Source organism: Metabacillus hrfriensis (genome assembly GCF_030127205.1).
In the GTDB taxonomy this organism is placed as follows: Bacteria; Bacillota; Bacilli; order Bacillales; family Bacillaceae; genus Bacillus_P; species Bacillus_P dongyingensis.
In genome coordinates this window covers 5,024,133-5,044,160 of sequence record NZ_CP126116.1, presented here as the reverse complement: position 1 = coordinate 5,044,160, position 20,028 = coordinate 5,024,133, and the positions used below count along the sequence as shown (strand labels likewise).

The 20,028-nt window shown below is 38.1% G+C and carries 16 protein-coding genes, 1 tRNA gene and 1 pseudogene; 13 read left to right on the top strand and 5 right to left on the bottom strand.

The genetic code is table 11. The features are described from left to right. Positions 1-337 precede the first annotated feature (337 nt). The 11 genes from QLQ22_RS24885 (at position 338) to rlmH (ending at position 11,705) form a co-directional block, all read left to right on the top strand. The gene (locus QLQ22_RS24885) at positions 338-1,624 is read left to right on the top strand and encodes an adenylosuccinate synthase (RefSeq protein WP_223438819.1); all 1,287 of its coding nucleotides are present in this window, start codon (positions 338-340) and stop codon (positions 1,622-1,624) included. Positions 1,625-1,950: 326 nt separating this feature from the next. Further along, a tRNA-Phe gene (locus tag QLQ22_RS24880) sits at positions 1,951-2,023 on the top strand. A 282-nt stretch (positions 2,024-2,305) separates the two neighbouring features. Then, complete coding sequence (locus QLQ22_RS24875; protein ID WP_284015784.1) at positions 2,306-3,760, top strand: M23 family metallopeptidase; 1,455 nt, start codon at positions 2,306-2,308, stop codon at positions 3,758-3,760. 259 nt (positions 3,761-4,019) lie between these two features. Beyond that, positions 4,020-4,724 carry a response regulator YycF gene (gene yycF / locus QLQ22_RS24870; RefSeq protein ID WP_223438817.1) on the top strand — a complete coding sequence of 235 codons (705 nt, stop codon included), beginning with the start codon at positions 4,020-4,022 and terminating at the stop codon, positions 4,722-4,724. Between the two features lie 5 nt (positions 4,725-4,729). Beyond that, positions 4,730-6,574 (top strand): cell wall metabolism sensor histidine kinase WalK, encoded by a 1,845-nt coding sequence (gene walK / locus QLQ22_RS24865; protein WP_223438816.1) that lies wholly within the window; start codon positions 4,730-4,732, stop codon positions 6,572-6,574. Next, positions 6,564-7,910, top strand: a complete 1,347-nt coding sequence (locus QLQ22_RS24860; RefSeq protein WP_223438815.1) for a YycH family regulatory protein — start codon at positions 6,564-6,566, stop codon at positions 7,908-7,910. Before walK ends, QLQ22_RS24860 begins: the two co-directional genes overlap by 11 nt. Continuing rightward, positions 7,897-8,703, top strand: a complete 807-nt coding sequence (locus QLQ22_RS24855) for a two-component system regulatory protein YycI (RefSeq protein WP_223438814.1) — start codon at positions 7,897-7,899, stop codon at positions 8,701-8,703. The genes QLQ22_RS24860 and QLQ22_RS24855 overlap by 14 nt, the downstream gene beginning before the upstream one ends. 6 nt (positions 8,704-8,709) lie before the next feature. Then, complete coding sequence (locus QLQ22_RS24850; protein WP_223438813.1) at positions 8,710-9,504, top strand: MBL fold metallo-hydrolase; 795 nt, start codon at positions 8,710-8,712, stop codon at positions 9,502-9,504. A 106-nt stretch (positions 9,505-9,610) separates the two neighbouring features. Continuing rightward, positions 9,611-10,828, top strand: a complete 1,218-nt coding sequence (locus tag QLQ22_RS24845) for a S1C family serine protease (RefSeq protein ID WP_223438812.1) — start codon at positions 9,611-9,613, stop codon at positions 10,826-10,828. A 159-nt stretch (positions 10,829-10,987) separates the two neighbouring features. After that, entirely contained in the window at positions 10,988-11,143 is a 156-nt protein-coding gene (locus QLQ22_RS24840) for a CxxH/CxxC protein (RefSeq protein WP_070878890.1), read from the top strand. Between the two features lie 82 nt (positions 11,144-11,225). Beyond that, the gene (gene rlmH, locus QLQ22_RS24835) at positions 11,226-11,705 is read left to right on the top strand and encodes a 23S rRNA (pseudouridine(1915)-N(3))-methyltransferase RlmH (RefSeq protein WP_223438811.1); all 480 of its coding nucleotides are present in this window, start codon (positions 11,226-11,228) and stop codon (positions 11,703-11,705) included. Between the two features lie 117 nt (positions 11,706-11,822). Here rlmH and QLQ22_RS24830 read toward each other — a convergent pair whose 3' ends face one another. The 4 genes from QLQ22_RS24830 to QLQ22_RS24815 all read right to left on the bottom strand — a co-directional run bounded on the left by QLQ22_RS24830 (position 11,823) and on the right by QLQ22_RS24815 (position 15,491). Beyond that, positions 11,823-13,067, bottom strand: coding sequence for a DUF4153 domain-containing protein (locus tag QLQ22_RS24830; RefSeq protein WP_284015782.1), 1,245 nt, complete (start codon positions 13,065-13,067; stop codon positions 11,823-11,825). 71 nt (positions 13,068-13,138) lie between these two features. Next, entirely contained in the window at positions 13,139-13,360 is a 222-nt protein-coding gene (locus QLQ22_RS24825; RefSeq protein WP_016428902.1) for a helix-turn-helix domain-containing protein, read from the bottom strand. Between the two features lie 10 nt (positions 13,361-13,370). Continuing rightward, positions 13,371-13,850: a DUF2975 domain-containing protein gene (locus QLQ22_RS24820; protein ID WP_284015781.1), complete on the bottom strand. Its 480-nt coding sequence runs from the start codon at positions 13,848-13,850 to the stop codon at positions 13,371-13,373. A 468-nt stretch (positions 13,851-14,318) separates the two neighbouring features. After that, a complete protein-coding gene (locus tag QLQ22_RS24815) occupies positions 14,319-15,491 on the bottom strand; it encodes an MFS transporter (protein ID WP_252207801.1) in 1,173 nt (390 codons plus the stop codon). Positions 15,492-15,572: 81 nt separating this feature from the next. Between QLQ22_RS24815 and yeiL the strand changes: the two genes are divergently transcribed. After that, positions 15,573-16,244, top strand: coding sequence for a transcriptional regulator YeiL (yeiL, locus tag QLQ22_RS24810; RefSeq protein WP_284015780.1), 672 nt, complete (start codon positions 15,573-15,575; stop codon positions 16,242-16,244). Between the two features lie 94 nt (positions 16,245-16,338). On the opposite strand, the pseudogene QLQ22_RS24805 reads toward yeiL, so the two are convergent. Continuing rightward, positions 16,339-16,502: pseudogene (locus QLQ22_RS24805) on the bottom strand (ABC transporter substrate-binding protein); the annotation flags it as partial. Positions 16,503-16,799: 297 nt separating this feature from the next. Here QLQ22_RS24805 and QLQ22_RS24800 point away from each other — a divergent pair. After that, positions 16,800-19,967, top strand: a complete 3,168-nt coding sequence (locus QLQ22_RS24800; RefSeq protein WP_284015779.1) for an ATP-binding cassette domain-containing protein — start codon at positions 16,800-16,802, stop codon at positions 19,965-19,967. Positions 19,968-20,028: the final 61 nt, after the last annotated feature.

Genomic DNA, 20,028 nt, shown 5'->3' with positions numbered 1-20,028 from the left:
GACTCGGTTATGAAACACTTATCTCATGTTGCAGCCCACACTAAGTGCTGCACACTTATAAGAACCGATCACCCAATTTATAGTTACAACTACAATTTTTAAACGCTCTTCAAACTACAACACACATCCTTGCTCTGGAATGAAACCCTAAAAACAGGGGGAATCTATGTAAAGATGAACAAAATCATTTGCAATTACGATATATTACGAACGAAATTAAAATGTAATCTTAATAATGTTCGTCTTTTCGTTGACTTTCTTCTGTTCTGCTGGTAAAATTAGCTTGTTTGGTAGTGCGAAAAGAGAAAGAGTTTCAAAAAACCGGAGGTGCACATTAATGTCTTCAGTAGTAGTTGTTGGAACACAATGGGGAGATGAAGGTAAAGGAAAGATTACCGACTTCCTTTCAGAAAATGCAGAGGTTATTGCTCGTTATCAAGGCGGGAATAACGCTGGACATACGATTAAATTTAACGGTGAAACATATAAGCTCCACTTAATTCCATCAGGTATCTTTTACAGTGAAAAGACCTGTGTAATCGGCAATGGAATGGTAGTAGACCCAAAAGCTCTAATTAAAGAGCTTGCTTATCTTCACGAGCGCGGAGTCAGCACAGACAATCTTCGCATCAGCAATCGCGCGCATGTGATTCTTCCTTATCATTTAAAGCTTGATGAAGTAGAAGAAGAACGCAAAGGCGCCAATAAAATCGGTACAACGAAAAAAGGAATCGGCCCTGCTTACATGGATAAAGCAGCACGCGTAGGAATCCGCATCGCTGACTTATTAGACCGTGAAGCGTTTGAAGAAAAATTAACTAGAAATCTTGAAGAAAAGAACCGCATGCTTGAAAAGTACTACGAGACAGAAGGATTCACGATTGAGGAAATCCTTGATGAGTACTATGAGTACGGTCAGCAGTTCAAGCAGTACGTTTGTGACACAGCTGTTGTATTGAACGATGCTCTTGACGGCGGCAGACGCGTTTTATTTGAAGGTGCCCAGGGTGTTATGCTTGATATCGATCAAGGTACTTATCCATTTGTTACTTCTTCAAACCCGGTAGCAGGAGGAGTTACAATCGGTTCTGGTGTAGGACCAACGAAAATCAACCATGTTGTCGGTGTTTCTAAAGCATATACAACACGCGTTGGTGACGGCCCGTTCCCAACTGAACTTGATAATGAAATTGGCCATCATATTCGTGAAGTTGGCCGTGAATATGGTACAACAACAGGCCGTGCACGCCGTGTTGGCTGGTTTGACAGCGTCGTTGTCCGTCATGCACGCCGTGTGAGCGGAATTACGGATTTATCATTAAACTCCATTGACGTATTAACTGGCATTGAAACATTGAAGATCTGTACAGCATACAAATACAAAGGCGAAATCATGGAATCTTTCCCTGCAAGCCTTAAAGTATTAGCTGAGTGCGAGCCTGTCTATGAGGAACTTCCAGGCTGGACAGAAGACATCACAGGCGTTCGCGACCTTGGTGAACTTCCTCAAAATGCCCGCAACTACATCGAGCGTGTATCCCAGCTTACAGGCATCCCTCTTTCAGTTTTCTCAGTGGGCCCTGACAGAACACAAACAAACGTTGTAAGAAGCGTATATAGCTAAGCAGCTGATCGAAAGGGGCTAGCCTCCTTTCGATCTTTTTTTATAATTGGAGTAGCCGTTTTTTGGATTTTTTCAGCTGATATTGAAAAATTTTCAGCCTGATTCGAAATTTTTAAATTGGCTATATTACATGATAAGTACTGCCAAAATAAATAATCTGCCGCTATTATTCGAAAATTTCCTTGTATTTCTGCAAGACTTGAATTATAATAATAAAGGTCCGGTAATAAACAGTGTTTTACATAATATTGTGCTTGGCTAATCTTCCCTGAAATTTGGGCGAAGGTTCCAAGAAGAAAAAAATGTTGTACCACATACTGAAACATGGCTCGGTAGCTCAGTCGGTAGAGCAAAGGACTGAAAATCCTTGTGTCGGCGGTTCGATTCCGTCCCGAGCCACTCAAAAAGACATGATCCTTTTAGGATGCATGTCTTTTTTATTTTTGTGACTTTTTTGTCATGAAAAATCCTTGTTAAATGGGCATATATTTACAGGAAACAGTAAATTATGACACCAATAATACAGAAATGTTACATTTTTCAAAATCACTAGGTAATTGTCTGATAATATGCTAATTTAATATAGTGGTAAAAAAATAGAATTTTGTCGAAATAGAACTATTTGCTTATAAAATGATAGATAAAGTACTTAGCAGTGGTTAATTGGGAGGAAATTAAATCGTGTTTAAGCGCATAAATGGATCCTTTGGAAACAACACTCAATATACAAATAACAACATAATGAAGAAGGCTTTTTTTAGTTTGGCATTTGCTGGAGGTCTGTCATTAGGCATTGGATCAGCATCTGCAGAAGAAAAACTTGAAACCGTTTATCATGTCTATTTAGATGGAGATCTAGCTGGTACAGTAGACAGTCAGCAGTTAATTGATGACCTTTCAAAGCAGAAAATTGATGAGGCCAAAAAGAACTATAAAGATTATCAATTAACGGTTGAAGAAATTGAAATCATCCCTGAACAAATGTTTCGTCCTGTTTCGAATAATGATGAAACGTTAAACAAACTGAATGAAGAACTTGATGTTGTGGCAGTAGCTGCTTCCATTAAAGTAAACGATAAAAACGTTGCTTACTTCAAAAACAAAGAAGAAGCCGAAAGCGTATTGAATAAATTTAAAGGCAAATATGTTTCAGAGGAAGTTTTAAAGCAGCTGGATACACTAAAAGATTCCACCGTGCCTCTGCAGCCTATTAAAGAAAACCAATCACGTATATTAGACGTTTCCTTTTCTGATAAAGTTTCAGTAACTGAAGAAAAAGTTTCTCCCGACAAGCTGATTACTGCTGAGGAAGGCTTAAAGCTTCTTGAAAAAGGAACACTTGAAGAGAAAAAGCATAAAGTCAATGATACAGATGTACTCAGTGAAGTAGCTGCTGATTATAAGCTTTCTTTAGAAGATTTGCTAGCACTGAATCCAAGTTTAAAAGATGAAGATGTCATTAAGCCTGGAGAAGAATTGAATGTAAAAGAGTATAAACCATTTACAAATGTACTTGTAAAAGAAGAAGTATCAAAGAAAGAAGCAATTGCCTATGAAACAGAAGTGATTGAAGATTCTACTATGTTCAAAGGCGACAAGGAAACGAAGCAAGAAGGTAAAGACGGTCAAAAGCTGTTAAATTATATTGTTTTTAAAGAAAATGGCAATGAAGTGAAACGTGAAACCACAAAAGATGAAACCCTTACTGAACCAGTAAAAGAAATTATCGTCAAAGGCACGAAAATCGTTCCTTCACGCGAAAACGGTTCATTAGCATGGCCCGCTGTAGGCGGATATGTTTCAAGCAAGCTTGGAACCCGCTGGGGGAAAATGCATAAAGGGATAGATATTGCCCGTCCAAGCGATCGTACGATTAAAGCTGCCGACAATGGAAAAATAATTTTTGCAGGCAACTCTGGAGCTTATGGAAATAAAGTTGAAATTGACCATGGCAATGGAATGGTAACGGCTTATGCTCACTTAGACTCTATTTCGGTTTCAGTAGGTCAAACAGTATCTCAAGGACAAAAAATCGGTGTGATGGGATCTACTGGACGTTCTACCGGTGTTCATTTGCACTTCGAAGTTTACCAGAATGGAAAATTGAAAAATCCGCTTGATTACGTGAAAAAATAACCTCTAGCTTTGCTAGAGGTTTTCCTCTTTTTAGCTCGGCAAAATGCCGAGTTTTTGTCTTCACTGAAATAAATAAGGCTGAGGCTGAAAATTTAGCGGGTTCAACGTACTTACCTCTTTTCGGACTTCCGCTGGTTCACCGCGGCACATTTAGGAAATAGCTAAAAATAAATACGCCTTGAAAAGATGAATCTGTTAGGTAGAAGTGGTAAATTAAGAATAAGGAAAGAAACACCTTATATAAAAGGGGCGATTGGCCATGGAAAAGAAAATCTTAGTTGTTGATGATGAAAAGCCGATTGCAGACATTCTGCAATTTAACTTAAAAAAAGAGGGTTATGAAGTATTTTGTGCCTATGATGGAAATGAAGCACTGGAAATGGTAGAAGAAATTCAGCCTGATCTCATCCTTTTAGATATTATGCTTCCGAATAAAGATGGAATGGAAGTATGCCGTGAAGTCCGGAAAAAACACGAAATTCCAATTATCATGCTGACAGCAAAAGATTCTGAAATTGATAAAGTGCTTGGACTTGAACTGGGCGCAGATGACTATGTAACAAAACCGTTCAGCACCAGAGAGCTTTTAGCTCGCGTAAAAGCCAATTTAAGAAGATTGCAGGCTCTTCCTCCAGAACAGCAAACAGATAAAAATGAAATTGAAATCGGTTCATTAACGATTCATCCTGATGCGTATGTCGTCTCTAAACGAGGTGAAACAATTGAACTGACTCATCGTGAGTTTGAATTGCTTCACTATTTAGCCAAACATATCGGACAAGTCATGACGCGCGAACACCTTCTTCAAACCGTTTGGGGCTATGATTATTTTGGTGACGTCCGCACTGTAGATGTGACTGTTCGCAGACTTAGGGAGAAAATCGAAGATAACCCGAGTCATCCGACTTGGATTGTGACACGAAGAGGTGTCGGGTATTACTTGCGAAACCCTGAACAGGAGTAGGTTTCATGAATAAAGTAGGTTTTTTTAGATCAATTCATTTTAAATTCGTCATGGTTTATGTGCTTCTGATCATGATTGCCATGCAGATCATTGGAGTCTATTTTGTACAGCAGCTTGAGAGATCTTTAACAGAAAACTTTAACACCTCCATTACACAAAGAATTAATTTCATTAATTACAGCATAGAACAGGAAATGACAAAAGAACGAACAGAAGATTCTGCAGACACATTTCCGACACTAGAAGAGGATATCACGGCTATTTTAAAGGATTTTGCAAAGGATGAAATTCAGGAAATTAGAGTCATTGATAAAAATAGCCGCGTAATCGCTACATCAGATCCGAATAATAGTGATATTATCGGGAAAAGGACGACTGAAGTTCTCGTAAAGCGGACGCTTGTATTCGAAAAGCCTGATGAAAAAGTCTATATTGAACGTGATACAAGCAGACGAGTATGGATTTCATCAACCCCTATTAAAAATATAGACCAAGAAACCATTGGTGCTCTTTACCTAGTCGCTTCCATGGAAGAAGTCTTTTCTCAAATGCGGGTGATTAATGGAATCCTGGCTACTGGGACAGGTATTTCCTTGGCAATTACCGCTATTCTGGGTGTATTCCTTGCACGTACTATTACAAGGCCAATGTCTGATATGAGAAAACAGGCGATTGAGCTTGCTAAGGGCAATTTCTCCAGAAAAGTTAGAGTATACGGCGAGGATGAAATTGGCCAGCTTGCAATCACGTTTAATAATCTGACGGATAAACTTGAAGAAGCACAAGCATCTACAGAAGGAGAACGCAAGAAGCTGGCATCTGTTATTGCGCATATGACAGATGGCGTCATCGCAACAAATCGAACTGGGGAAGTCATACTAGTTAACAATCCTGCCCTGGAAATGCTTAATGTTTCACGTGAAACTGTTTATGAGGTGCCGATTACTAAAATCCTTGGAATTGAAGATGAGTATACGTTTGATAGTTTGATTGAACAGCAGGACTCACTTATTTTAGATGCAAGTACTGAAGATAAGCCGTACATCCTGAGAGTTAACTTCTCAGTTATTCAAAAAGAGCAAAAATGGAATAATGGTCTGATTGCCGTTATTTATGATATTACTGAACAGGAAAAAATTGATGAGGAAAGACGTGAATTTGTAGCAAACGTATCTCATGAACTCAGAACACCGCTTACGACTATGAGAAGCTACTTAGAAGCACTTGCCGATGGAGCCTGGGAAGACAAAGAAATTGCTCCTCAATTTTTAAACGTCACTCAAAATGAGACAGAACGAATGATTCGTCTTGTTAATGATCTGCTGCAGCTTTCAAAACTGGACAGCAAAGATTATCGCTTCAATAAAGAATGGATTAACTTTACCAATTTCTTCAATCAGATTATTGATCGCTTTGAGATGACAAAGGAACAGCACGTGACTTTTTTGCGCAAGCTGCCCGAGGAAAAACTTTATGTGGACATTGATCCTGATAAGATTACTCAAGTGCTGGATAACATTATTTCCAATGCTCTCAAATATTCACCAGAGGGCGGTCTGATAACTTTTAAGGCTGAAGTTCATGAGGATAAGCTTCAAATCAGCGTAACAGACCAGGGGATGGGAATTCCAAAAGGAACTGAGAACAAGATATTTGAGCGTTTTTACCGTGTAGACAAAGCGCGGACAAGAAAGCTCGGTGGAACAGGTCTCGGCCTTGCTATAGCAAAAGAGATGATCGGTGCGCATGACGGGGAAATATGGGCGAAAAGTGTGGAAGGAAAAGGGACAACGATCTTATTTACTCTTCCATTTACCCGGGATCAAGAGGATGATTGGGATGAATCGTGAACAAGTAAAAACAGTTATATTAGTGCTCCTGGTCTGCTCCAGTGTGTTTTTTACGTATAATCTGTGGACCTTTAAGCCTAACTATGACTTTATACAAAACAGCCAGTATTTAGAAAATGAACCTATCAGCCAAGAGAAAAAAGAGCCGGCCAATGTGATCCGTCCCTATCAGATGTTTGTCCATCAAAATACCGAGCATTATGGGACGTTTAAAGCTGAACATATTGATTTCCTATGGAATCAGCTGAGAAACTGGAATATCAGTGAAGTGAAAAATGTCTCAAACCGATATACCTCTGATCAGCTTGATGAGTGGCTGAATGGAAAAAGTGAAACGAAAAAAATAGAATTTATTTTCAGTGACAAAATTCCATTTGAAATCTTTCAATCTATCCTTCAATATAAATCGCAAAAAACAATCTACTCTTCTTTTGACCGGATTGTTCTGCCGCAGGGAAAAGCAAATCAGCCGCAAAAAATCATTTTCGTTTCTGTAGAGCAAAGACTGGTATATGAAGCATCGATCAGCAGCGAAAATGCAAAAAACTTCATAGCATCCATCATTGAAAAAAAGGAAAACCTGGACCCTTACGTTTCAATAGATCTCCCAGAAGATAAGAACTTGCTTCTTCCAGAGGGCAAAATTGAATTGGATCAGAGGAAGTATATCATTGAATCCATTAACGGTGAGGATTTCAAACAGGCGCTCTTTACGAATCCAAGCTATGTAAGAAGAGAAATGAAGCCTACTCAGAACGTCTATACAGACGGGACAAGCTTACTGACCGTTTATCCAAGCCAGGAGAGATTAAGGTTTGTCAATCCGACCATTGATCCGAGCATGTTTATTGAACGGGGCAAAGCTATGAAACAAAGCATTGAGTTCTTAAACGATCATGGCGGCTGGACAGATGAGTATCAGTTTTACAACATGGATCCTGACAGCCAGCTCGTCTCATTTCGTCTGATGGTTGACTTTATTCCAGTGTTTGAAAATAACACCAATACGTTTGGACCGACTGAAATTTCCATGCGCTGGGGCAATAACGAAATTGCGACATATTTGCGCCCTCTATACGGTTTGGATACAGGATTTGTTCGGAATGCAGTGAAAATGCCAAACAGCACAGAAATCCTGAGTCTGCTTGAGCAGAAAAAGTCCATTGAAAAAGAAAATGTGAAGCGGGTATTTCCTGCTTATGAAATGTCTGCAACTGCAGAACCGAGAATTGTTGAACTTAAGCCGTACTGGTACGCTGAAACGGTGAGCGGCCAATTTATAAAACTGCAAACAGGAAATGAAACGCTTGGAGGTAAAACTGATGGATTGGAGTAAGACGAAATCCATTTTTATACTGGCATTTCTGGTTCTGAATACATTTTTAGCGATACAATATTTTAATATTATCATTACAAACAGCAGATATGACGTCATTCAAAAAGCTACGATTGAAGAACAGCTTGCAGCTGAGGGAATTACCTACGGCGAGCTTCCTAAAGGAAATGAAAAAGGGGCTTACATCACAGCTGAAAGCAAGGTTTTCTCAGAGGAAGAACTGAAGGCATTATCCAATCAGGAGATTCTTAATGTTGAAAATAACTTCACCGGATTAAAAGCAGAATTTGAAAAGCCGATTGGACTGCCTGAGACAAATACTCAGACCAAATTGAATCAGATAGTCCGCGAGAACATTCTGTACGGAGATCAATATGTCTTATGGAAGACTGATAAAGTCAAAAATACGATTGTCTATATTCAAACATATAATGATAGAATGGTCTTTCAGGACCTTTCTACTGATCAAAACATCGGAATGCTGACCCTCTATTTAAATGATAAGAATCAGATTGTCAGCTATGAGCAGACAATGCTTGAAAATATTGAGGACCTGGAAGAAAGACAGGACACCCTCCCTGCCCTCAAGGCACTGGAGGCTCTCTACAACAAAAATGATTTAAAGCCAAACAGCAAAGTGACAGAGGTGCAATTTGGCTACTATACACCTTTTCCTTTATCAGGAGAACAGATTCTGGCGCCAACGTGGCATATCGTTGTAAATGATAAAGAAGATTATTATGTTAATGCATTAGAAGGACAAGTGATCCGATCTAATGAAAAATTGGAGTGAGAAACGATGAGCTTGCAATTCAGTGTTCTCGCAAGCGGAAGCACGGGCAATGCCACTTATATAGAAACAGATCAGCATTCATTGCTCGTTGATGCGGGATTCAGCGGAAAACAAATGGAAGTGCTGTTTCAGATGATCGGAAAGAAAATCAATCAGTTATCCGGTATTCTGGTTACCCACGAGCACAGTGATCATATAAAAGGTTTGGGGATTCTTGCAAGAAAATACAATTTGCCGATTTATGCGAATGAGAAAACGTGGAATGCGATGGAGGGGCAGATTGGAGCCATTCATCCTGATCAAAAGTTTATTTTCCAAACGGGCACCGTTCAGTCATTTGGAGGACTTGATGTAGAATCATTCGGCGTGTCGCATGATGCAGCAGAGCCGATGTTTTATGCCTTTCACCATGAGGGCAAGAAGCTGGCACTAATTACGGATACAGGGTATGTGAGTGACAGAATGAAAGGGATCATTGATAATGCGGATGCCTTTGTTTTTGAAAGCAACCATGATGTGGACATGCTCAGAATGGGTCACTATCCGTGGAGTGTCAAACGCAGGATATTAAGCGATGTCGGCCATGTATCAAATGAAGATGCTGCGCTTGCAATGACCGATGTAATCGGAGATAAAACAAAAAGAATTTACCTTGCGCATTTAAGCAAAGACAACAATATGAAAGAGCTCGCAAGGATGTCTGTGGAGCAGACTCTTGCGAGTAAAGGATTCATGTCCGGCGAACAGTTTGAATTGTACGATACAGATCCTAAAAACCCAACGCCTCTCGTTACTGTTTAAGATATAAAAATAGATTTTTTTGGATATCCTTTGAGTATAATATTGCTAAGAAATACACACTATTCATACAGGGTTTGTCTGTGTGAAAGGATGGGTGAGAAAATCGATGGGGTATTACGATCAGGACTATGAACAGTATAATCGAAGACAAAAGGGAAACCGGGGCGGGAAGTTTCTGCCAGGCCTGCTTGGCGCTATTTTGGGAGGTCTTCTTGTCATTTTTTCCATTCCGGTGCTTGCAAATATGGACATCCTTCCATATGATCTTGCTTTAGGAGATGACGAAGAAAACGGTGAGGATCAGACTCCAAACGCAACCGAACCTTCCAAAAACATTTCAGTCGATGTAAGCACGGCTGTTACCCAAGCTGTCGACAAAGTCTCAAAAGCTGTCGTTGGCGTGGTTAATATTCAGGAAGCCGGTTTCTGGAATGAAAAAGGCGAAGCAGGAACAGGATCAGGTGTTATTTACAAAAAAGAAGGCGGAAATGCTTTTGTTGTCACCAATTATCATGTAATCGCCGGAGCTGCCCAGATCGAACTTAGCTTAAGTGATGGAACCCGTGTACCTGCTGAAGTTTTAGGAAGCGATGAGCTGATGGATTTGGCCGTTCTCCGAACAGAAAGCAAACAAGTGGAGCAAGTCGCGGAATTCGCTAATTCCGACAATGTGAAGCCTGGAGAACCTGTCATTGCCATTGGTAATCCGTTAGGCCTTCAATTTTCAGGATCTGTCACACAGGGCATCATTTCTGGTACAGAAAGAGCGATTCCGGTTGATTCCAATAACGATGGCGAGGTTGACTGGAATGCAGAAGTTCTTCAGACTGATGCAGCCATCAACCCTGGAAACAGCGGCGGAGCGCTCGTAAATATCGACGGACAATTAATTGGCATTAACTCAATGAAGATTGCCCAATCAGCAGTAGAAGGCATCGGACTTGCTATTCCGATCAATCTTGCTGCTCCAATTATTGATGACTTAGAAAAGTACGGAGAAGTCAGACGCCCGTTCCTTGGCATCGGCATGCGTTCTTTAAATGAAGTATCAAGCTATCATTGGGAACAAACACTGAAGCTTCCGGATAAAGTACGGTCAGGTGTAGTGGTCATGAGCGTAAATCCGGTCTCACCGGCAGGCCAGGCTGGACTGAAAGAGCTTGATGTTATTACGGAATTCGATGGCCAAGAAGTAAAAGACATTATCGACCTTAGAAAACAGTTATATAAAAAAGCTGTTGGAGAAAGTATAGAACTTATTTTTTACCGGGCAGGAAAAGAACAATCGGTTAAGCTTAAGCTGGGAGAAGAACAGGAGGGTTAATTTCTCCTGTTTTTTCATTGTAAGAAAAAACGTATATAAATTTCCGCATTGGTGTCTAGCTCCATCGCCCAACTTCTCGGCCAGAGCAAATCTGTCATGCCTGAGCTAAACGGGCGCTTACGCTTTTCTTGATCACATGTGGATAAAAGGAGAAAACAAATGAAATGCTGTGAAGAACACATCGAATTAGCCATTGATATGTATGTAGATGAGCATGAAATTGCGCCAGAAATCGAAAAAATCAGAGAAATCAACAAGTTATCCACAACCTGTGAATTGTGCACAAACCCTGCTGTATATATAGTGGGGAACTAATATTCGCACACTAAATGTGGATAAGTTGTGCACAAATGTGGATAACATCTGTTGGTAATCTGTTCTTAAGTGGGGATAGTCTGTGAATATAACAATTTGTACAATCGGAAAGTTAAAAGAGAAATATCTAAAACAAGGAATTGATGAATTTTTAAAGCGATTAACACCATATGCAAAAGTCGAAATCATCGAACTGCCTGACGAAAAAGCGCCTGAAAACCTCAGTGAGTCTGAAATGGAAATGGTAAAGCAAAAAGAAGGCGAACGCATTCTTTCGAAGATTTCGGATGACTCTCATGTCATTGCGTTGGCGATAGAAGGGAAAATGAAATCGTCTGAGCAGCTTGCATCTGACTTGGATCGCCTTGCTACATATGGTAAAAGCAAAGTTGCATTTGTTATTGGGGGATCGCTGGGATTGAGCAGCGAGGTCATGAAGCGGGCGAATGATACGCTTTCTTTTTCAAAAATGACGTTTCCTCATCAATTAATGCGATTGATTTTGGTGGAGCAGGTTTATCGGGCTTTTCGGATTAATCGAGGGGAACCGTATCATAAGTAAATGAGGTTTTTTTAGAAAAATAAAAAGCCAAAAATGAAAAAGTTATGAGTATAACTTTTTCATTTTTGGTGTTTATAAGGAAGATCAACATCCGTTACATTAATATAGCCTTTCTAATTAAAAAAGCAAAGGAAAAGTAAATGTAACGAAAGCCGCCCAAAGTCCGTAAACTGGCAAATACTTAGTGACCGCATCTTGGATGGGTGAAGGTCCGGTCTTGTTTTGCAGAAAACGCATATATGAGACCATAATCCAAATAAGATTTCCCCAGATAAGTATGTTTACACCTAAAACAGCAAGTCTGTTTGGTGTAATCCCATAAGAAGAAAGTCTGAACACGATGGCTGACAAAGCCACACTGTCAATGATAAGCGCAAGAACAATTAAGGAAAAATTTATATAATCTGAAATGTTCTTTTTCTCGTCTGAGTCGCTTTCGGTAATAGAAAAAATGGTAACGGCCAATACACCAAGGAGTATTCCGTTGAAGGCTATCAGGAAATTGCGGTCCAAGAATGGATTTTTTCCGACCCATATAACCGTTAAAAGATAGACCAACAATGTGGCCAGGACAAGAGGACTAAAAATTTTAGCTATATATGGTGTAATATTCTTAGCAAGTTTAAGATTCATTGATACCAGGTATGCAGCCACAATAGCGAGAGCGGCAGCACCAAATAAAACGATATTACTAAAATAGAATTCTTCTATATCCAAGCCAACAAAGCTAAATAACTGCATGGTTAATGCCGCTAGCACCATTCCGCTAACTGCCATGCTGGCGTAGAGAATACAATATTCCAAATTAAATTTAATATAGGCTAATCTTGTACTGCCTTTTGAATATTCATTTCCTGTAAATGCAAGCCCTACCAATACCCATAAGAATATGGGAAGGTGTAAATAAGCAAGGATAATACTGTCTTTATAATTTAATGGTAGCATATTAAGATAAAACCCGGAAATTAGGAACAACGCTGCAAGGGAATAAATAACACTTTTTTTCGTAGTATTATTGTAAACAAAATAGGCAGCAATAAAGGGAATTATACCAAAAGCCAGGTTAATTGGAGCAATTGCTTCCTGTTCGACAAAATGGAAAATGATTCTGGTGCTTATCCCAGCCAGAATGGCTAAAATGCCCATGAATAAGAAACCTTTTTGAAGCAAGGAAGATTTTTCTGAATGTGCCGTCTCCTTGAAATGCAATCTTTCATACCAAATGCCAAGAACCTGAGAATCAGGGTTTTGTTCCCATGCGTCTGAGAATGACTTTTTAAAGGCTTTGGGGTCATTTCTAAACATTCTCTCCAGCTCATGGGGATTAGCAATATTTTCAATAATTAAATTGTTACTGTCCATGATTATACCTCCCTTAATAATTGTCATATTAAGTCCTACTTTCCTCAACAATGTTTATTAATCAAACTCTCTTACCTTTGACTGTCTTCGTCACTTTTGTATTCTAAAATATCTCCAGGCTGACATTCTAATGATTTACAAATCGCCTCTAGAGTTGATAATCGAATCGCTTTTGCCTTTCCATTTTTCAATATAGAAAGATTCGCCATCGTGATGCCAACCTTCTCCGAAAGTACCGTTACGCTCATTTTCCTTTTAGCCAACATCACATCAATATTGATTATAATTGCCATTGGTTTCACCTCATATCGTTAAATCATTTTCTGATTTTATATCGATGGCATTTTTTAATAGCTTTTGAAGAACAGCAGCAAAGACTGCAATCATCATTGAAGCAAAAGGAACAACCAATCCGACAAAGATGACACCTGGGGCGTCGTCTTTCTCCGCAAAGAGATAGAAGAGTGGCAAGACTAGCACATGCAAGGTACTGATTGTGATGGCACAGAATTTGATATTCCTCAAAGAATATACAGATAGTTGCGAGAAAGCTTTATTTTTGTCAATATAGCGTAAAAGTTTAAAAGCCTGATACAAAGCAAAGTAAAAGGGAATCGCCGATGCATCAAAAACGATAGTAACGAGGTATTTGATCAAATCAAACTCTGGAAGCAATTTTGCTGCAATATTACCTAACTCAGGTACCAAAAAGATGCATAAAGCAAGAACTGGAAAGCCCATAAGAACAACTGCTAACTTTAAAAATAGTGTTTCAGGTTTCATGAAAAGCACCTCTCATAAGGATTGTTTATTAGATATTAACATGTTATTTATTGATAAACAATAAATTATTATTCATTTATATAATATTTTTGTTGTTAATAAGTTATTAAGGCAAAAATAAAAAGCATTCCTCTTTACAAAGAAATGCTCTATAGGGTGTATCTCATGAGCCTCAATTGAATTACTGTTAATACTAAAAAAAGCTAACTTTGTGTATAAAAAAAGTGAGCCGCAAATGAGCCAAATATAAATTGAAGAACCTCATTTAGATGTGTCACGGGGAACCGTACCATAAGTAAATGAGGTTTTTCCTTATATGTTGTGTATAGTTGCAGAAAAAAAATAGAGACTTTTCTAAATCAGATAAATCTCATCTTTTTGTTATGGCCATCTATTTGAACGTTAGGAAAACGAAGGTTTGTGAAGTTGAAAAAATTGAATCAACTTTGTAAGAACTAGACAAGAGATTTAAATAGAATATAAAACTTCCTTTCTAAGTTCTAGTTTTTGATATACAAGGGCAAACAGCATTGCTGGCAGGGTACAAACAATCATTCCGATAAAGGCATATCTTGGCTCAATTTCGTATAAATAGCCCCCGAAAATTGTAAACACTGCAGTGCTCCAGCTAAGTGCAAGTGCTGAATACATGCCTTGTGCTTTCGCAATCTGCGCGTGTGGAATGTTTTTAATTAAGTATTTCATAAAGGCATAATGCCCCATAGCAAACGAGAATGCATGTAAAGTTTGCGCGATACAAAAAACAATTACATTTGGAAAGGCGAACACTAGTATCCAACGTACGGAAGAACCAATTGCTGCTAATGTCAGTAAGGAGCCTACTGAAAATTTATTAAAGCTTTTATCTGCAATTGAGAAGAATATGATTTCTGCAATCACGGCAATGTTAATAATGAGACCAATTAGGTATATTGGTGCATGGATTTCTTGTAGAAAAATATAGCCATAATTGTAATAAGTAGCATGTGCCGCTTGCAGTAAAATGACAATAATAAGTATCAAACCAAAGTGTTTGATACGGAATAAATGTAACATGCCCACTTTCTGTGTTTTGTCGACTTGCGGCTTTTTAGATAAAATATCAGGTGCACGCATAAAACCAAGACACACAAATACCAATGTGCCAAGTAACAGCGCCCAAAAAATCACTTTATCTCCAAACATTCCTGTAAAAATGGTTAAAATCATGCCGACCGAGACAAACCCAATCGATCCCCACTGACGACTTCTTCCGTAATGTCTTAATTGTTTACTTTGCACAAGTACACTGGCGGCACTATCTAAAGCAGGCATCAATGTTGGGTAAAATAGGTGTAAGACGATCGTTACTACTAGTAAACCAGCAAAGGAGCTTGCCGGAATATAACAAAGAATGGCAGCCAGTGTGCCAATTCCCGCCACATTTAATTGTATTTTACTGCTAAATCTCCCTGATAAATAAGGAAATGCAAATAATGTAGAAATGCCTCTAGCAATTAAACCAAAGCTCATTATCAAACTAGCTTGTGAGACTGTAATTCCTTTTGTATAAATCATCCACCCTGACCAATAAGGTAGAAAAATGCCCCATGTCATAAAAAAACTAAAAAACTGTATACTCATCCAGCGTTGTGTGTTCATTCTTATCCTCCTCATTGATTGCATGATATCATGGAATTAAATATGAATAATATGAGATATCTCATATTTTTGAGGTGGAATATGGAAGTTTACAAAGGTGAGAAAAAGCGGTTGTATTTGGAGAATAACTCAATCGCACATCTATTTTCCTTTCAAGTTAAAGAGTTTATGGAAGTACACGAATACAGGCGAGATGAATGGATTATTCTAGAGGGCATGAGACCGGATTTCTTATTTTATGTAATGGAAGGAAGAGCAAAAATATATGTAACACATCAAAATGGGAAAGTATCCTTAATTAATTTTATCAATGCAAAAGACTACATTGGGGAAATGGAATTATTAAATGATGTGTACTATACAAAAGGGATTCAAGCATCAACGAAGACCATTTGTTTTGCGCTTCCAATTTATCGATATCGTACACAATTGCTGGAGGATGCAAAATTTCTGCGTGAATTAACCAAGTTTTTAAGTGTAAAGGCAACACTTATGGCAGCGAAGTATTCACAAAGCCTCGCTTTCCCGCTTGAAAACCGGCTTGCGGATTTTATTTTGCAAACTGCTGATGAAGGGATTTATAAGGAGAAACACGTAACAGTTTGTGATTATCTAGGTGTATCCTACCGGCACTTATTGCATGTACTTACACAATTTTGCGATAAAAAGTACTTGCAAAAGAAAGGGCGGAACTATCAAATTAAACAATACCATTCATTGTATGAACTTGCCGAAGTGTTGAAGAATAAATAACCATTTAGATAAATGGGATGGTATGTTGAGTTTTTTGTCATCTGCCTTATCTTTTCTTATAGAATAGGGAAGAGGAATTATTCATCATGTAGTTTTAGTTTGCTAGAAATGATTCTTTTAAAAATTCCAGTTGATTATCCAATGTGATTGGATCACTGAAGGATGCTGCTTTCGCATCCATTTCAAATACGCAGTTTTGTTTCTAACAGCGGGCATATTCTTGTATGTTTCAGTTTCTTGGAATGAATTATCAACATTAAATTATATATTTCAGCCTTTTTAAGATTCTCTATAAGGAGGTAATTCTTCCTGTTCAACATCTGTATTTGAGGATGATAAAAAGAAGAAAAGTCTATCCGAATTTATTTTTTCGTTGCCTGTCACTCCTCGATTTTTGTCGATGAATGATAGGTTTTTTAATGAGTTCAATGTGAAAGAATAATAGAATAGAATTAGCAATAAAAATAGTTCTTTGATTCGAAAAAAACAACAAATACATTTGTCGCTGTGCTAACGTGGAAAGACTAAGCTTATAAGAAAAGAGGGGATGTACATATGAAAATAAATCGATTAATTGCGAACAATATTAACAAATTAGATGCAGCACTTCCAGCAGATAAATCGTTAGGAATTGCTGGTTTGTCTGGATCTGGCAAAACCACTTTTTGTCAAACCATTGGTGAAGAATCCAAGAAGCGTCTCGTTTCTTTATTGCCAAAGGCTGAATATCAGTATTTGTTTTCTAATATTATGGAAACGAATTTCAGTGCCATCAAGATGGAAGAGATGCCTTTAGTCCTTTTTCTCGGAAGATCATCCATTTCTTCCAATCCACGTTCAACCATTGGCACACATACTGGCGTGTTTACAGAGATTCGTGAGCGTCTTGCTGAAAAATTTAATCTTTCTCCAGAAGTGTTTTCATTTAATAATGAATTAGGCTGGTGTCCAGGTTGTAAAGGACGCGGAACGACCAAAAATGTCGAATGTAAAAAGTGTGGGGGTAAACGCTTTAATCAAGAAGTTGAACAATATACGATTGAATTATTTGATCAGCCACATACGATTTCCGATATCAACAACTTAAGCGTTGAATTCATTCTTTCACAAGCAGAAATTTTACATATTAGTGAAGCAAAACAACATGTTCTCAAAAATATTATCAATATGAATATTGGCTACTTAACATTAAATCGAATTATGGGTACATTGTCAGGTGGAGAATTAACACGGCTTTACTTGGCAGAATTCATGGCAGTAAGTGAAAATACCGTTATTATTATTGATGAAATCTCAGTGGGTCTTGATCACCAAACACTATTGAACATTTTAGAACAGATTAAACAATTAGGCTATAAGAATCAAATTTGGTTCATTGATCATTCTGACACAGTGCTCGATGTAACGGATGAGCAATTGTTCTTTGGACCTGGCAGTGGTAAATATGGCGGAAAAATTGTGGAAGAATCACCGCGCCCACAACCAATCCATTGGGAACGAAATCAGGCAATGCCAACAGAATACTTTCAATTTCATGATCTTTATTGCCGTAATATTCAAATGGCTGAATGTCAGATTCCCAAAAATAGACTTGTAACCGTTACGGGTGAGTCTGGATGCGGTAAATCAACACTAGTCAATGAATGTATAACCAAAGATTTTCTGAAGCGATATCCAAAAGATAAACTGGTTATGGTCGGTCAAGATCGAAACCAATCGATTACCAGTCGGTCAACCGTTGCGACTTTTCTTGATATTAAAAAGAAACTCACAAAATTCAGTGAAGAGATTGATGATATTTTTCAGCGCTCGATTGAAGATATTATTGAGGAACTGCCAAATGAAGACATCGCTCATAAACGCTTGAGCTTATTGATCAAACTTGGACTTGGTTATTTGACATTAGAAAGAAAAACACAAACATTGTCGACTGGTGAATTTCAATGTGTTCATTTAGTTTCGGAGCTGTTTGCTAACTCAAGAAACCCGCATACGCTGTTTATTTTTGACGAGCCTTCAAAAGGTTTATCACAAAATATTTTAAACCAATTCATTGATAGTATCAGGGGCATTCTGCAAGATGAATCAGTCTCGATCCTAATGATTGAACATAATGCCTATATGCTGGAAAGTTCTGATTTTATCGTTGATTTTGGTAAAAGAAAGATTGCACCTGTGGAGCATCTTGAAGTTGTCAGTCATGATGATTATTTTCAAGAAAAAAATAAGGAAGATGTCACTGTTCCATCGCCTATTTCTTCTACACTCAAGCAGCAAAATAGCGTTACCTATTTAGAAGAAAATCATATCGGTTATTTTAAGAATGCAGAAAACATCTATAAGGGCGGTATCTTAAAAAGCTTATCATCAATGGCCCGTTTGATTTACGGTGAATACGAATCTGACACCATTGCACCCGTCATTGCCATTGATCTTGAAAGACACTTGTACAGCCAATATAGTTTTCTTTATGAAATTGGCGGTCTGATTAACCATATAATAGTGTCTCATCCGACCAATAAAGATACGAGAAGCTTTGATTTCTTTTCTCAGGACAATCATTGTCCATCATGCTCGGGACGCCTTGAGATTGAAGTATTTGATAAAGACCTTGTGATTCAAGACAAAAATCTTCCATTCTGGGATGGTCTATTCTATCCAGATGTAATGGAAGTATTAAAATTTTATCAATACCCAAAATTAGAATTTCTATTTGAAGAGATTAAGAATGAGCTTGGTCATGACCTGACGAAAAGCTACAATGAGATGTCAGATGAAGAAAAGCATACATTTTGGTACGGGTATTTTGAAAAGTCATTTTATGATAAGAAAGGCAAGGCACGCCGAACATGGGTAGGTTTTAATACCATAGTTGGTATGTATATTTTCGTTTCAAAATCAATTATAAAAGAGCAAATGAAAGCTTCTAAAGAAATGATCACATGTCCAATTTGTGAGGGTACTGTTTTAAACCACCATAAACCGCTTAAATTTGGAGACACGGATATTCGAGAGATTATTCATCAGCCGCTTGATCAAGTGATGAAAACAGTAGGGAAGTTACCGGAACTGGTCAAATTGAAATCGATTGTTGGCGGCGATATGGCCTTGACGGAAGATATCTCCCTGTTGCCAAGGGAGACACAAGTCGCGCTGAAAATGCTTGAACTGGAACTGGCAAGCTTTGTTGGTTATGAAATGGTCTTACAAAATGTCTTACCATTCTGGGACATAATCAAAAACAATATCGAATCCATTAGCAACAATAATCAAGTGACCATCTGTGATTTTCCTGCTATCAATGAAACCAGAGAAACGATTATAGATAAGTATTTCACAAATGGAAAGTACAAAAAACTAACATATGTTTATGAAGCATTTGGTTACAAAAAATTAGTTACCCAAATTAATAAAATTAAAAAAAGCCATCCATGTCCATTTTGTAAAGGAAAGAAAGTAATAACAGAAGATAATCTGCATGATGGTGTGTTTAAATTAACAATTCCATGTGTAAGTTGTTATGCAAGCGGCATCAATGATGAAGGGCGTAAGGAAATCGTCGAAGGCATAGAAGTACAAACATGGCTAACTGGCAAAGTAAGTGATGTTGTTGCTGAAGACTTACTAACTGAGGGAGTTGCAGATATTCCCATTTTTAATCGTATTCGTGAGTTGGATAAACGAGATATGATGTCCGTTTATCAATGCCTTGAGCAAATTTGAATGATGACTTTGTGTGAATGAATTTTTGATAGAGTGAAATACTCTCGCATAGCGTGAAATA